This is a genomic window from Rhizobium sp. 1399 (assembly GCF_031455475.1).
Classification (GTDB): Bacteria; Pseudomonadota; Alphaproteobacteria; order Rhizobiales; family Rhizobiaceae; genus Rhizobium.
In genome coordinates, this window is record NZ_JAVDSU010000002.1 from 561,425 (window position 1) to 575,426 (window position 14,002).

The 14,002-nt window shown below is 62.1% G+C and carries 12 protein-coding genes; 8 read left to right on the forward strand and 4 right to left on the reverse strand.

Translation table 11 applies throughout. The annotated features are described in order from the left end of the window. Positions 1–35 precede the first annotated feature (35 nt). The 3 genes from J2X71_RS08725 to J2X71_RS08735 all read left to right on the forward strand — a co-directional run bounded on the left by J2X71_RS08725 (position 36) and on the right by J2X71_RS08735 (position 3,626). Positions 36–722, forward strand: a complete 687-nt coding sequence (locus J2X71_RS08725; protein WP_310382173.1) for a gamma-glutamylcyclotransferase — start codon at positions 36–38, stop codon at positions 720–722. Positions 723–881: 159 nt separating this feature from the next. After that, positions 882–1,817, forward strand: a complete 936-nt coding sequence (locus J2X71_RS08730; protein ID WP_310381291.1) for an amidohydrolase family protein — start codon at positions 882–884, stop codon at positions 1,815–1,817. A gap of 201 nt (positions 1,818–2,018) precedes the next feature. After that, positions 2,019–3,626 (forward strand): ABC transporter substrate-binding protein, encoded by a 1,608-nt coding sequence (locus J2X71_RS08735; RefSeq protein ID WP_310381293.1) that lies wholly within the window; start codon positions 2,019–2,021, stop codon positions 3,624–3,626. Between the two features lie 61 nt (positions 3,627–3,687). On the opposite strand, the gene J2X71_RS08740 is transcribed toward J2X71_RS08735, so the two are convergent. Genes J2X71_RS08740 through J2X71_RS08755 form a run of 4 tightly spaced genes read right to left on the reverse strand, consistent with a single transcriptional unit; the run spans position 3,688 to position 8,722 of the window. After that, entirely contained in the window at positions 3,688–4,848 is a 1,161-nt protein-coding gene (locus J2X71_RS08740; RefSeq protein ID WP_310381296.1) for an acyl-CoA dehydrogenase family protein, read from the reverse strand. Positions 4,849–4,860: 12 nt separating this feature from the next. Further along, entirely contained in the window at positions 4,861–5,898 is a 1,038-nt protein-coding gene (locus tag J2X71_RS08745) for an ABC transporter substrate-binding protein (RefSeq protein WP_310381298.1), read from the reverse strand. A 13-nt stretch (positions 5,899–5,911) separates the two neighbouring features. Then, positions 5,912–7,090: an LLM class flavin-dependent oxidoreductase gene (locus tag J2X71_RS08750; protein ID WP_310381301.1), complete on the reverse strand. Its 1,179-nt coding sequence runs from the start codon at positions 7,088–7,090 to the stop codon at positions 5,912–5,914. A 27-nt stretch (positions 7,091–7,117) separates the two neighbouring features. After that, complete coding sequence (locus J2X71_RS08755) at positions 7,118–8,722, reverse strand: ABC transporter substrate-binding protein (RefSeq protein ID WP_310381304.1); 1,605 nt, start codon at positions 8,720–8,722, stop codon at positions 7,118–7,120. Positions 8,723–9,003: 281 nt separating this feature from the next. Between J2X71_RS08755 and J2X71_RS08760 the strand changes: the two genes are divergently transcribed. The 5 genes from J2X71_RS08760 to J2X71_RS08780 are packed head-to-tail and all read left to right on the forward strand — an operon-like array spanning position 9,004 to position 13,973. Next, the gene (locus J2X71_RS08760) at positions 9,004–9,993 is read left to right on the forward strand and encodes an ABC transporter permease (protein ID WP_113320712.1); all 990 of its coding nucleotides are present in this window, start codon (positions 9,004–9,006) and stop codon (positions 9,991–9,993) included. After that, positions 9,990–10,994: an ABC transporter permease gene (locus J2X71_RS08765; protein WP_310381308.1), complete on the forward strand. Its 1,005-nt coding sequence runs from the start codon at positions 9,990–9,992 to the stop codon at positions 10,992–10,994. The genes J2X71_RS08760 and J2X71_RS08765 overlap by 4 nt, the downstream gene beginning before the upstream one ends. Then, positions 10,994–11,989, forward strand: coding sequence for an ABC transporter ATP-binding protein (locus J2X71_RS08770; RefSeq protein ID WP_310381311.1), 996 nt, complete (start codon positions 10,994–10,996; stop codon positions 11,987–11,989). Before J2X71_RS08765 ends, J2X71_RS08770 begins: the two co-directional genes overlap by 1 nt. Beyond that, positions 11,967–12,902 carry an oligopeptide/dipeptide ABC transporter ATP-binding protein gene (locus J2X71_RS08775; RefSeq protein WP_310381314.1) on the forward strand — a complete coding sequence of 312 codons (936 nt, stop codon included), beginning with the start codon at positions 11,967–11,969 and terminating at the stop codon, positions 12,900–12,902. Before J2X71_RS08770 ends, J2X71_RS08775 begins: the two co-directional genes overlap by 23 nt. A gap of 12 nt (positions 12,903–12,914) precedes the next feature. Continuing rightward, positions 12,915–13,973, forward strand: a complete 1,059-nt coding sequence (locus J2X71_RS08780; protein WP_310381316.1) for an aldo/keto reductase — start codon at positions 12,915–12,917, stop codon at positions 13,971–13,973. The last annotated feature ends 29 nt before the right edge of the window (positions 13,974–14,002 follow it).

The window sequence follows — 14,002 nt, forward strand, 5'->3', positions numbered from 1 at the left end:
CGGAAGAAAAGAACCATCCCGCAGACTTGCGTACGATGGCGCTGACGGCCGATCTCGTTTCACTCAGCCTGAGGCTGGAAGCTGACCCCGGACCGGATCCCAATCGTGTTCCGCTAAGCGACGGGGAACTTCAGGTCCTTTCGGAGAGACTGTACCGTGACGCCGTGGGCCGGCCGCTATGGGTTTTTGCTTATGGCTCGCTGATCTGGAAGCCGGACTTCGACGCGGTGGAATGGCAGCACGCCCGTGCCCGCGGCTGGCACAGGTCCTTTTGCCTGCAGATGACGCGGTGGCGGGCGACCGATGCCGTGCCCGGTCTGATGATGGCGCTCGATCAGGGCGGGCAATGCAACGGCGTCGCCTACAGGCTCTCGGAAGAAGACCGCATGGGGCAGATCCGTCGCATGATCCGCAGGGAGATTGGCACGATCACCGACTCCTCCTTCATCCGATGGGTTCCGATCGAAACGCCACAGGGACCTTTGCGCGCCTTAGTGTTCTGGGCCGGACCGAAAGGCAAGCGCGTTCTGCGCGGGCTGCCTCTGGAAAGCGTCGCCGAGGTTCTGGCCAGGGCCTGCGGGCATATGGGGTCCTGTGCCGAATATCTCTATCTCACCGTCAAGCATCTCGAAGAGAAGGGCATCCGCGATCGAAATCTATGGCGGCTCCAGGCACTGGTCGCCGAGGAAATCAGGCGTATTCACGGGCTTGAGGCCGCGTAGCTGCGCAAGACCGCTCCCCACTTCCAAAAAAGCTTCAGCGTCACCGGCGTGGTGTTTGGCTCGGTGCCTTGGCTCTGAGATCCATCACCGATGAGACCCGCCTGGCGCGGGACACGAGACCACCAACGACAATCGTTATTCGAAGGAAAGCGTCAGCAGATGAGCCACGAACTGGATATCGTCGACATTCACACACATCTCTGGCCCCTCGAATGGGGTGCTGATGGCAGCAAACGCATATCCGCCGGGCTTCCCGACACTGTCCGGAAGAAGATTGTCGACCCGGCTTCCCTGATCGACGAGTTTTCCTCGGCTGGTGTCTCGCTTGCTGTTTTGAGCACGACCGTCGAGAGCCTGTTCGGTATGGAGAAGCCTGCCGATCCTCATGTGATCGTCGAGGTGAACGACTGGCTTGCCGGGCTCGTCAAGACCCAGCCCGACCGCCTGGCCGCACTGGCGACCATCGATCCCTTTTCCGGCGAGGTGGCCGCCCGGGAGGCAGAGAGGGCGCTCGGCGAACTTGGACTGGCCGGCCTCGTCGTCGATTCCTATCGTGATGGCAAGTTCATCGGTGATCCGGTCGCCCGCCCTACGCTCGCCGTCGCAGCTCGTTTCGGCAAGCCGGTTTTCGTGCATCCGGTCAATGCGCCGCAAGCCGGCGTCCTTATTGCCGGTGCCGGCAAGCTCGGCAATTCGCTGGGCCGCGGGCTGATGAACGGCGTTGCCTTTCTGTCCCTGCTGGAAAACGGCGTGCTGGACGAGTTCCCGGATCTCAACTTCGTCTTCGCAACCCTTGGCTTGGGCGCGGTCGTGCAGGCGGCGCGTGGTGGCCGCTACTCCCAACAAAACCGCGCTGCCGGGCATCGGCCGAATGTCTACTTCGACACGATGGGCGACGATCCGTCGATCATCGCCATTCTGGTGCAGTTCTTCGGCGCCGAGCGTGTTGTTGCTGGAACGGACTGGCCCATCCTTCCCGCCCTTTCCCGGCAAATGCTGGCGCAAAACCTGGCAGCGGCAGGTCTTGACGCGCAAGCACGGTCTCTGGTTGCCGGTGGCAATGCGCGTCGGCTATTGGGCCACGTCCTTCGCTAGATCCCATCTTTCACCATTGGCAACGTCGAGCGCCGTCCGCTGCCTGTTGCAGCGGACGCGATGCCTGCGCGACAAGCTTTTCTTCTCCGCCGCGATAGAAAATCTGCCTTTGCTTCGGCCGGCCGCAAAGGGATCATTCCGACAGCGGGGCATGGGGCTCCGTCAGCGCTTTCTTGAGCGTCGCCGCCTTTGGAGCCGACCATGTCGATCAATCGCCGTCAATTCAATCAGTTCCTCCTCGCAGGCGCCGCCGGCCTTGCATTTGGTGCCGCCGGTCCCCAGGTTGCCGGCGCCGCAAGCGAGACGCCAGTCAGAGGCGGCACGCTCAACTGGGCCTATTATCCCGATCCGAGCGCACTGATCGCCATCAATACATCCTCAGGCACCGGCCAGGCCATCGGGCCCAAGATCAACGAGGGCCTGTTCGACTTCGACTACGATCTTAATCCCATCCCGCTTCTTGCGACCGAGTGGTCGGTCAGCGAGGATCAGTTGCGCTATACGTTCAAGCTGCGCGAGGGGGTCAAATGGCATGACGGCGCCGACTTCACATCGGCCGACGTCGCCTTCACCATTTTCCGGCTTAAGGAAGCCCATCCGCGCGGCCGGATCACCTATCAGAACGTCACGGCCGTCGAGACGCCCGATCCGCACACAGCAATCGTCGTGCTCACCAAACCCGCGCCCTATCTCATTACGGCGCTCTCCAGTTCGGAATCGCCGATCGTTCCGAAACATGTCTACGAAACCTTCAAACCACAAGAGCAGCCCAAGCTTGCCCAGACGATCGGAACCGGCCCGTTTCTTCTGAAGGAATGGGTTCCCGGCAGCCACCTGATCTTCGAGCGCAATCCGAATTACTGGGATGCGGGAAAGCCCTATCTCGATCGTGTCATCCTGCGTGTCATCCTCGATCCGTCCGCTCGCGCTGCCGCGCTCGAGACCGGCGAGATCGATATCGGCGCCAACCCAGTGCCCCTGTCGGACATCGAGCGCCTCAAGGCCAATCCCAACCTGGTCGTCGATACGACGACCTATGCCTATTCCGGACCACAGCAGCAACTGTTCTTCAATTATGAGAACGAAATCCTGACCAAGCGCGACGTGCGCCTGGCGATCGCGCATGCCATCGATTTGCAGAAGCTTGTCGATATCGCTCTGTTCGGCTATGCGCAGGTCTCGCCGAGCCCGATCAGCACCGCCTTGCCGAAATGGTATGATCCGAGCATCAAGGCCCGTGAACCGGATCCCAAGCTCGCAGAAAAGCTGCTCGATAAGGCGGGCTACCCGCGCGGTGCAAATGGCGTGCGCTTCAAGCTTCGTCTTGCCTACAATTCCTTCCTGCCGCCCTCTTATGCCGACTTCATCCGCCAGTCGCTTTTGGCCGTCGGCATCGATGCGGAAATTCTCAAATTCGACCTCGCGACCTTCCTGAAGACTGTCTACACCGATCGCGCCTTCGACCTCGTGATCGAATCACTGTCTAACACGTTCGATCCGACGCTCGGGGTCCAGCGCGCCTACTGGTCCAAGAATTTCAAGATCGGCCTCGTCTTCTCCAACGCCAGCCACTATGCCAACCCCGAGGTTGACCGGCTGCTCGAAGCTGCAGCCGTCGAGCCCGACGAGGCCAAGCGCCGCGATCTCTGGTACCAGTTCCAGCGCATCATTCACGAGGATGTCGTCTCGGTCGATCTTGTCGCCGCAGGCTCGCAAATCGTCGCCAGTAAAAAGGTGAAGAATTTCGCGCCCGGAGCGCAGGGCATCAACAACAGCTTCGGCCAGATATGGCTGAGCCCGGATGCCTGATGGCTCCGGCATGACCGGCCGCCCCTACGGGGACGGCCGAGCCTTGTTGTTATTTCGAATTTCAGATACGCCCCGCCTCCAGGCGAGCGAGGGCGTTTTTGGCGGCGATCACCCTGACCATGTGGTTTTGCGGCGCATGCGAGCGGCCGGTGATCGCATCGCGATGCTGACGTTCGAGTTCGAAATCCCTGTTGAGCCCGGGATTACCGGCAAGATCGAGCGCCAGGCTTGTCACCGCAACCGCGTTGTCGATCACCACATGGCGCACCGCCATGCCGTCGATCCCGACCGGCCTTCCGGCATCGACGTCTTCGCCGAGCGAACGCAGCAGCCTGGCATTCGTCGACAGGCGAACCTCGATCTCGCCGAGACCATCCTGGATGCGGGGCACGGTTGAAATCGGTGCGCCGAGGCTTGCAGGCGCATGATGCGCCGAGAAGGAGATCACCCTGTCACGCGCCGACAGCGCCACGCCGTGATAGACGGCGCCGATCAGCGAAAAGAAGAAGGCCGTCGCGTGCTCCTCCCGCCTTATCGGCTCCGAAGCGGGCTGCGCCTCGATAACGTCTTCGAGGGGGATCGCGACATCATCAAGAATGATGTCGTCACTGGCGGTCGCGTGCATGCCGGCGGCGTTCCAGGTCTTCTCGATCGTCAAACCGGGGCTGTCGGTCGGCACGAGGAAGGAGGCAAGTCGTGGCTCGGGCTCGTCGGTCAGGGCCAGAAGCGATACCCATTTGAGGATCGGAATGCCGGTCACATAGGTCTTGCGACCGGTAATCCGCCAGCTGTCGCCGACCCGCCTTGCAATCGTCTCCGGCAAGGCGCCATGGGCCGGAGAGCCGATACGCGGCTCGGCCTGGGCGGCGTTGATCAGGGCCGGGCCGAGCCGGTTGGCAAGAAGCACCCGCTCGGCGAGATGGCTCGGCCATTTTCCGAACCGCCGCAGGCTGTAGTGGCTATTGTAGTGCATGGCGAGCACCAGCGCCGTGGAGGGTTCGCCGCGGGCGATCTCGCTGATCACAGCCTGCGCATCCGCAAGCCCCCCGCCATAGCCGCCGTGCTCTGGCGCCGTCATCAAGCCGAGCAGGCCTGCCTCGTAAAGCCGGGCGAAGTTCTCGAAAGGAAATTCGCCGCTCGCGTCGAAATGATGAGCGTCTACCGCGAAATCCTTAGCAAGCCCTCGTGCTCTGTCGATGGGGTCGATCGTTTCCTGCAGCATGCTTATCTCCTGTCAGGCGACAGCGCGGGCATCAAAGCCGTCGATATGACGGCGGTCGACCCAATCGGCGATATCGAAGTCGGCAGCGAGGAAACCAAAGTCGCGCAGGAAATCCTTGTAGTGGCCGACCGCTTCGACCAACCCGGGCTCCAGGCCGAGGCCGAGATGGCGGTGGATCTCCGCCCCGTTTGCCGCCAGTACCTGCTCCTCGGTGGCGCCTGCCTCGCGCGCAACGAAGCGGCGGGTTTCGTCGGGATGGGCTTCGGCCCAGTCGGACGCCTTGTAGATCGCCTCCAGGAGCCGGTAAACGAGATCGGGTCGCTCGTCCGCAAGCAGTTCGTCCACAGTGAGGACGCGCGGCGAACCGGAATTGATGCGGAACTTCGGGTCAGGGTGAAAACCGAATTCAACGACCTGAACGGCACCGATCAGATTGGCGACGCTGATGCCGGCCGTTCCCTTCACATAGATCGCATCCACCTCAGCACGGAGGAGGGCTGCGATCTCCTCGCCATAGGCCTGACGACGCTTTAGACCGAATAGCGATGGTCCCTCCTGGGTGGCAAGCACGGAATCGGCAAGTGCGATGTCGATGATCTCCACATCGCCAAGCGCAAGACCTTCGAGTGAAAGGGCCGACTGCAGACCTTTCAAGGCCGTGGCGCGCATGAAGTCGACGATACCTTCCGGCCGGCGGGCAATGCCGAAACGACGCCCCTTCAGGTCCTTGGTGTGTTTGATCCCGGTCTGGGGCAGGGTGATGATCGCTTGAAACTCGTCGGTCCAGGTGATGCCGACGAGCCGGGTCTTGCGGCCTTCCGAGCGGGCGCGGATTGGCGGCACATTGCCGCCATGGCGGAAGGACCAGTCCAGCGTATGGTTGAAATGGCTCTGGCGGATGGCGCGGTCCGGCGAGTCGATGATCGATTTAAGTGTCACACCTTCCTTGCGGAAGCCTTCCTCCAGGTAGCCGAGTTGGGCGGCAAGGCCAACCGGTGTCGGCACCGGGCAGCGCGTGTACCAGATTTCGGAAATGGCATTGCTGGTCATGGTTGTCCCTTTCTCAGTGGCGCAGGCCGGCCTGCTTCATCAGCGGCAGCACGTCGCTGCCGAAGAATTCGAGGTCGTCACGGAAATCGAAGAAGCTGAGCTGCAGACCGTCGACGCCGGCTGCCTTCAATTTCAGAAACTGGTCGACCACGCTTTCAGGCGAGCCGATGACGCGGATATTGCCGCCGACGAAGCGGTAGGGATCCTGGGGATCGCGGCCTTTCCAGGCCTGGGCGTCGGAGTTTAGCGACGAAAACCCCTGCGGCGAGCGCTGGTCGCCATGGGCGACGATCCTGTCGGCAAGCTCCCAGGCCTCTTTTTCTGTCGGCCGGCAGATGACCATCGGATTGAGCAGCGTGCGCACCGTGCGTCCGACATCCTTGGCCGCATCCTTGACCCTCTTGGTATGGGCGGGCAGCGACTGCAGCGCGCTGTCGATATCGGCCCCCGTCGGGCTGGTGATGAAGACGATGTCCGAATAGCGGGCCGCAAAGGCGATGCCGGCATCCGAACCCGTGGCATTGACGAGGATCGGTCGGCCGAAATTGGGCTTCGGCGTCACGAAGCCGCCGCCGAGTTTCCAGCTGCTTTCGCCCTCGAAGGAATAGTTCTCCGTGTCGCTCCAGAGGCGCTGCACGACCTCGAGGAATTCGGCCGCCAGCTCGTAACGCCTGTCATGTTCGATGCGCGGCCAGCCGAACATTTCGTGCTCGACCGCGCGGTGGCCGGTCACGACATTGATGCCCCAACGGCCGCCGGTGATGTGGTCGAGTGTGGCGCCGAATTTGGCAAGATGCAGCGGATGCCAGGGACCGTAGAGGACATGCATGGTGGAGATCAGCATGATTTTCTTCGTGAGCCCGGCAAGGGCTGCGGTTGATACGAAACTGTCGAGGGCCTGGCCGTTGAAGACGCCGCCATAGCCGCCCTTTGGCAGCCATTGCGACAGGGCGAAGACGAGATCGAAGCCGAGTTCCTCGGCCCTTAACGTGAGCGCCTTGTTGTAGTCGAAGCGCCAGTCGGTCGACCGCTCAAGCGTCGATTGCGTCCAGCCACCGGCCTGGATCGGCAGGAAAAGGCCGAGCAGTACCGGCTGTTTGAGCGCCTGCGAGAGCGGGCTTTCGGCAAAATCGGTGGGGGCGGAAAATTTCGGCAGGCCGACGATGGAGCCGGGAGGATGTTGGATGGACATGACGGATCTGTTTCTCTTTCTGCCTGCCTAGGCTGCCACCACATAGGCGTAGGCGAGGCTGCCCGAAACGCCTTCGCCACCGACCGTGTGGTCGGCGATGCGCTTGTTGTAGATGGTCAGCTCCGGCTGGCTGGCTATGTCGATCGCCGGTAGGTCCTCGACGAGAATTTGTTGGATCTCGCGCCACTGATCGACACGTTTTTTCGCATCGACCTCGATCGCCGCAGCCTCCAAAAGCGCATCGACCTTAGGATTGCTGTAGGCGGAGCCGTTGGAGAAGGGCACGCCCGGCTTGAAGTTCTTGCTCCAGTAGAGACGTTGGACGCCGACGGTCGGATCGAAGAGGTTGCTCATGCCCTCGAAGGCGAAATCGAAATCGCGGTCGGTATAGATGCGTTTGGTATAGGTGGCGAAGTCCTGGCTGCGGACGGTCGCATCGACACCGACCTTGGCGAGCGCCTGGCGGATATATTCCGAACCGCGCGGATAGGTTTCTCCGCTCGGCACATAGTCGAGATTGATGCGGATGCGCACGCCGTCGCTGCCACGCGGATAGCCGGCCTCGTCGAGCAGCTTTTCGGCGGCAGCAAGATCGATCGGATAGGTCTTCAGATCGCCATCATACCATTTGGCAAGATTGGGATTGATCGGACCGGGAATGGCCGCGCCATAGCCGTAGTTGATGGTGTTGAGGATCACCTTGCGGTCGATCACATGGGCGAAGGCCTGGCGGACGCGAATGTCCTTGAAGAAGGGACGTTCGAGGTTGAACTCGATGCGGCTGACGCCGTTCGCATACTGATAGCCGCGCTGCTCGAAGGCGATACCGGGGACCTCCTTCAGACGTTCAAGGTCGCTAAGAGGAACGGGCGTCGAGGGCGCAAGATCGATTTCGCCGGTTTCGATCGCGATGGAGCGCGCCGCTGCATCGGGAATGAAGCGGACGATGAGCTGGTCGAGATAGGGACGCGGTTGATCCCAGTATTCAGGATTGCGCTCATAGACGAGGTGGCTACCGCGAACCCATTCCTTGAACTTGAAGGGGCCGGTGCCGATCGGCGCAAGATTGGCCGGATTTTCGGCGACCTTCGTTCCCTCATAGATATGGCGCGGAACGATCGGCGCCTCTGAGGAGGCAAGCGCGGTGATGAGATAGGGAGCCGGCTTGGAGAGTTTCAGGATCGCCGTCAGCGGATCCGGCGTTTCGACGTCGACGAGGTTGAGGAACGTGTTGCGGCCACGCGGATGAACCTCCTTCAGCGTCTTGATCGAGAAAGCGACGTCGGCCGATGTAAAGGCCTGGCCGTCATGCCATTTTACACTGTCGCGCAGGTGGAACGTGTAGGCCAGCCCATCCGGGCTCACCGACCATTCCTTGGCCAGAAGCGGCTGCGGGTTCAGTTCGAAATCATAGGTCAGAAGGCCTTCAATGACCTTCGGTGAGACGTAGACGGAATTGAAGGCAGTGTTGGCAATCGTCGTCAGCACCGGCGGCTCGGCCGACAGGAGCAGCGTCGCTGTGCCGCCACGCACCGGGGCCGCAAAGGCCGGCAGGCGTGTCACCGACGCCACGGTGAGCGCAACGGAAGCAAGAAGGAAATTGCGGCGTGTCGGGGCAGGAAATGCTGGCATGGTCGGTCCCTCAATGATTGTGCGTGCCCGTTGCCGGGCGTCCTGGGTTCGCCTTTCCATACTTCGGCGCCGTCGTAGAGTTTTTTACCCAATTCCGGAGCTGCGTCGGTAGGAAATTCTTACATAAATCTTAGTGACGTTAAATAATTTCAAAAGACTCCTATATTCGATCTCTTCTTGGAATTATTTACTAATATGGATTTGACAAAACCCACAGATTTAGTCAACTACTATCGCAACGCAGCACGATGAATTCTTCCGGCGACGCGAGGTGGAAATCCATGTCGGCACTCAAGCGGGTCGCCCGCACGATCAGAAAGACCGTCATTCAGGCCGTGCCGACCATGCTCGGCATCGTCATATTGAGTTTCTTCCTGCTCAAGCTCGCACCGGGCGATGCGGCCGACGTGATGGCGGCAGAATCCGGTTCGGCCACGGAGGAAACAATGGCGGCTCTGCGCCAGCGCTTCGGGCTCGACAACCCTCTTCTCGTCCAGCTCGCCAACTACCTGGACAACCTGGCGCATTTCAGCCTCGGTTTTTCGCCGCGCTACGGAATGCCGGTTGCCGATCTCATCGGCCAGCGGCTGCCTGGAACACTGACGCTGATGCTGGCCGCGCTGCTGATCGCCATTGCCGTTGGTCTGCTGCTCGGCGCGCTGATGGCAAGCTTTTCCGGCAGGCTTGCCGACCGGGTGATCTCGGTCGTCTCGCTGCTGTTTTACTCAATCCCCGGCTTCTGGATCGGCCTGATGCTGATCCTGTTTTTCTCGGTCAAGCTCGGCTGGCTGCCGAGCGGCGGCGACAGCACGATCGGATCGCGGCTGACCGGGCTTCCGGCGCTCCTCGACCGGATCCGCTACATGGTGTTGCCGGCAACCTCGCTCTCCCTCTTCTATCTGGCAATCTATGCGCGACTGACACGCGCGGCGATGCTGGAGGTCAAGTCGCAGGATTTCGTCCGCACCGCCCGCGCCAAGGGCGTGTCGCCCTTCTTCCTGACCACGCGTCACGTGCTGCGCAATGCGCTGATCCCGATCACGACAATGGCCGGCATGCATTTCGGGGGCATGCTTGGCGGAGCCGTCGTGGTCGAGACCGTCTATAGTTGGCCGGGGCTCGGCCGGCTTGCCTTCGAAGCCGTGATGGCCCGCGATTTTTCCGTGCTGCTCGGCATCTTGCTCTTGTCCTCCTTCCTTGTGATCGTCGCCAACGCGGCCGTCGATCTGCTGCAGGCATGGATTGATCCCAGAATCGGAGCCAGCCGATGACCAGTCAGAAGCTTCATACCTATGCCGGCAGCGCAATCGATCTGGCCGAGCACGACAGCGACGCCTCGCGGCCGCTGCCCCAGAAACCCGCCGAGCCGCGCTGGACGCATATCCATGCGCCCGACGTGCGCGCCGCCGCCGTACCCGGTATTGCCTGGCGCGGTCTGCGGCGTGAGCTCAAGGTTTTTCTGTCCAATCCCACCGCATTGTTCGGCGTCCTGTTCCTGATCGCCACCGCACTCGCTGCCCTTCTTGCTCCCGTCTTTTATCCCGGCGATCCGATGGAGATGGTGGCGCGACCGTTCCTCTGGCCGGGCCAAAATCCGTCCTATCCGCTCGGTACGGATTCGATGGGACGCGATGTGCTCGCAGGCATCCTCCACGGGGCGCGCATTTCGCTTACGGTCGGTATCGCTGCGACCGCCCTCGGGCTTTCCGCCGGCATCACGATCGGCGCGATGGCGGGATATTTCGGCGGGATCGTCGATGATCTCCTGGTGAAATTCATCGAGATCTTCCAGACGATCCCGAGCTTCGTCTTGCTCGTCGTCCTGGTCGCCATCGCTCAGCCGACGACCTCGACCGTCACGATCGCGATTGCCATCGTCAGCTGGCCGACGGTGGCGCGCCTGACACGGGCCGAGTTCCGCGCCATCCGCGAGAAGGACTATGTGCTGGCCGCTCGAAGCCTCGGCTTCGGCCATGCACGCATCATCTTCCGCGAAATCCTGCCGAACGCCCTGCCGCCGCTGATCGTCACCTCCTCGGTTATGGTCGCAAGCGCCATCCTGATGGAGTCGGCGCTGTCCTTCATGGGGCTTGGCGATCCCAATCGCGTCTCCTGGGGATCGATGATCGGTGCCGGCCGGGACGTGATCCGCACCGCTTGGTACCTGACAGCCCTGCCGGGTCTCGCGATCGTCTTTACCGTACTGGCACTCAATCTTCTGGGTGATGGGCTCAACGATGCGCTCAATCCGCGCTTTTCGGAGGAACGCTGATGAGCCATCTTCTCGAAGTCCGCGATCTCTTCGTCCGCTTTGCGACCGCAGAGCCGGTGAAGGGCGTAAGCTTCAACGCCAATCCGGGAGAGATGCTGGCGATCGTTGGTGAATCCGGCTCCGGAAAATCGCTGACAGCCCTTGCCCTGATGGGGCTCCTGCCACGGCACGCCCGGCCGGGTGGCGAAATCCTGTTTGACGGTCGCAGTCTGCTGACGCTGTCGGAACGGCAGCTGCGCCGGATTCGCGGGCGCGACATCGCGATGATCTTCCAGGAGCCGATGACCTCGCTCAATCCGGTCCTGTCGATCGGTGACCAGATCATCGAGGTGCTGCGGATCCATGAGGATCTGAGCCGCCGCCAGGCGCGTGCCCGGGCGATCGAGCTTCTGGACCTCGTCAGTATTCCGGAGCCGGCCAGACGCATCGATGACTATCCCCATCAGCTGTCGGGCGGCATGCGCCAGCGCGTGATGATCGCGATTGCCGTTGCCTGCAATCCGAAACTTCTGATCGCCGACGAGGCGACGACCGCGCTCGACGTGACCATCCAGGCGCAAGTCCTGCAGCTTCTCGACAATCTGCGCGCCAAGCTGAACATGGCCGTCATCCTGATCACGCACGATCTCGGCATCGTGGCGCAATGGGCTGATCGCGTCGTCGTCATGTATGCCGGCCGCAAGATCGAGGAGGGGCTGCCCGGTCCGGTCTTTGATACGCCCTATCACCCCTATACGCGCGGCCTCCTGGCTGCCTCGCCGCGGCTGACGGCTGATTATCATTATCGCGATGGGTCGCTTGCCGAAATTCCGGGCTCCATCGTCTCGGCCGCCGGCGAGAAGGGCTGCTCCTTCCGCCCGCGCTGTCCGGTCGCCCGTCCCGCCTGCGCCCAGGCGGTGCCGACGCTGTTTTCCATCTCGGCGGGCCGCGAAGTCGCCTGCCCCTATGTTTCAGTCCATGCGGAGGTCGCTCATGTCGCTCCTGTCGGTCGATAGGCTCTCCACCCATTATCCAGGCAGCGCCGGCACGGTGCGTGCCGTCGACGGCGTGTCACTGGAAATCGGCGAGGGCGAGACGGTTGCGCTCGTCGGCGAATCCGGTTGCGGCAAGTCGACGCTTGGCAAGTCACTGACGCGTCTCGTCACGCCGTCTTCCGGGCAGGTCCACTTTCGCGGCCGCGATGTTACGGCCATGTCGAACAGGGAGCTGCAGTCGATCCGCCGCAGCATCCAGATGATCTTCCAAGACCCCTTCGCTTCGCTCAATCCGCGCCAGACCATCCGCACGATATTGACGGCGCCGCTTGCCGTGCACGGCATCGGCGATCGCAGGAAGCGTGATGCGATCGCTGCGGGAATGGTCGAGCATGTCGGCCTGCCGCGCGATTCCCTCGAGCGCTATCCGCACGAATTTTCCGGCGGTCAGCGACAGCGCATTGGCATTGCCCGGGCGCTGATCTTGCAGCCCGAGCTCGTCATCTGCGATGAACCGGTCTCGGCACTTGACCTGTCAATCCAGGCTCAGATCCTCAACCTGCTGGTCGAGATGAAGACGGAGCTGTCGCTTTCCTATCTTTTCATCTCGCACGATCTGTCCGTCGTTCGTTATTTTGCCGACCGGGTGCTCGTCATGTATCTCGGGCGCATCGTCGAAAGCGCCTCGACTGCCGACCTCTGGAGCGGCGCCAAACATCCCTATACGCGGGCCCTGCTTGCCGCCGTGCCCGACCCGTCGCGCCGCAAGCAAGCCGCCCCGATCACCGGCGACCTGCCAAGTCCGCACAATCCACAGTCCGGCTGTCGCTTCAACACGCGCTGTCCGCTTGCCACCGATATCTGCCGGGCCGAGGATCCGGCCTTCCGCCAGTTCGGCGCTGGCCATGCCGTCGCCTGCCACCACGCTCAATGAATGGAGAATGAAATGGTCGATTATCGCTACCTCGGGCGCAGCGCGCTCAAAGTGTCACCGCTCAGCCTTGGAACCATGATGTTCGGCGGGCCGACGCCCGATGAGGTCGCCTTCCGCATTATCGACAAGGCCCGCGAGCAGGGGATCAACTTCATCGACACGGCCGACGTCTATCACGACGGCAAGTCGGAAGAGGTCGTGGGCCGTGGCATCAAGTCAAGCCGCGATCACTGGGTATTGGCGACCAAGTTCGTCAACTCGCACACCAAGGGCCCGAACCTCGGCGGCCACTCGCGCAAATGGGTGATCGAGACGGTGGAGAATTCGCTGCGCCGGCTGAACACCGACTATATCGACATTCTTTATTTCCACCGCGCCGTCTTCGACGCGCCGCTCGAAGAGCCGGTGCGCGCCATTGCCGACCTTATCCGCGCGGGCAAGCTTCGCTATTTCGGGGTCTCGAATTTCCGCGGCTGGCGCATCGCCGAGATCGCTCATCTTGCCGATCAGCTCGGCATCGATCGGCCGGTCGCAAGCCAGCCACTCTACAACATCGTCAACCGCACGGCCGAAGCCGAACAGCTGCCGGCCGCCCACTCTTACGGCCTCGGCGTTGTCTCCTATTCGCCGCTCGCCCGCGGCGTGCTGACCGGCAAATATGAGCCGGGCAAGGAGCCGGGTGCCGATACGCGTGCAGGCCGTGGCGACAAGCGCATCCTCGAAACCGAATGGCGTCCGGAATCGATTGCGATCGCCAAGGAGATCGCTGCCCATGCCAACCGCAAGGGCATTACGCCGACCGAGTTCGCGCTCGCCTGGGTGTTGAACAACAAGCTGATCTCGGCCGCCATCACCGGTCCGCGCACCGAAGAGCATTGGGACAGCTATATCCGCGCGCTCGACGTCAAGCTCGATGCCGAGGACGAGGCCCTGGTCGACAGGCTGGTGACGGCCGGTCATCCGTCGACGCCGGGCTTCAACGATCCAAGCCATCCGGTCGAAGGGCGCGTTCCGCGCCTCAGCGAAGGTGGGACCGACAATGTCGTGTCGCTGACGCGCGCCGTCGCCTGAGGCCGTTGGGGAGGATCCGCTCTCGCGTG

What these genes read in the sequence shown, in the direction of transcription:
- J2X71_RS08775 (WP_310381314.1), top strand. Translation starts at nt 11,967, where the DNA reads ATGTCGCTCCTGTCGGTCGATAGGCTCTCCACCCATTATCCAGGCAGC.
- J2X71_RS08770 (WP_310381311.1), top strand. Translation starts at nt 10,994, where the DNA reads ATGAGCCATCTTCTCGAAGTCCGCGATCTCTTCGTCCGCTTTGCGACC.
- J2X71_RS08730 (WP_310381291.1), top strand. Translation starts at nt 882, where the DNA reads ATGAGCCACGAACTGGATATCGTCGACATTCACACACATCTCTGGCCC.
- J2X71_RS08740 (WP_310381296.1), bottom strand. Translation starts at nt 4,848, where the DNA reads ATGCTGCAGGAAACGATCGACCCCATCGACAGAGCACGAGGGCTTGCT.
- J2X71_RS08745 (WP_310381298.1), bottom strand. Translation starts at nt 5,898, where the DNA reads ATGACCAGCAATGCCATTTCCGAAATCTGGTACACGCGCTGCCCGGTG.
- J2X71_RS08725 (WP_310382173.1), top strand. Translation starts at nt 36, where the DNA reads ATGGCGCTGACGGCCGATCTCGTTTCACTCAGCCTGAGGCTGGAAGCT.
- J2X71_RS08760 (WP_113320712.1), top strand. Translation starts at nt 9,004, where the DNA reads ATGTCGGCACTCAAGCGGGTCGCCCGCACGATCAGAAAGACCGTCATT.
- J2X71_RS08750 (WP_310381301.1), bottom strand. Translation starts at nt 7,090, where the DNA reads ATGTCCATCCAACATCCTCCCGGCTCCATCGTCGGCCTGCCGAAATTT.
- J2X71_RS08765 (WP_310381308.1), top strand. Translation starts at nt 9,990, where the DNA reads ATGACCAGTCAGAAGCTTCATACCTATGCCGGCAGCGCAATCGATCTG.
- J2X71_RS08735 (WP_310381293.1), top strand. Translation starts at nt 2,019, where the DNA reads ATGTCGATCAATCGCCGTCAATTCAATCAGTTCCTCCTCGCAGGCGCC.
- J2X71_RS08780 (WP_310381316.1), top strand. Translation starts at nt 12,915, where the DNA reads ATGGTCGATTATCGCTACCTCGGGCGCAGCGCGCTCAAAGTGTCACCG.
- J2X71_RS08755 (WP_310381304.1), bottom strand. Translation starts at nt 8,722, where the DNA reads ATGCCAGCATTTCCTGCCCCGACACGCCGCAATTTCCTTCTTGCTTCC.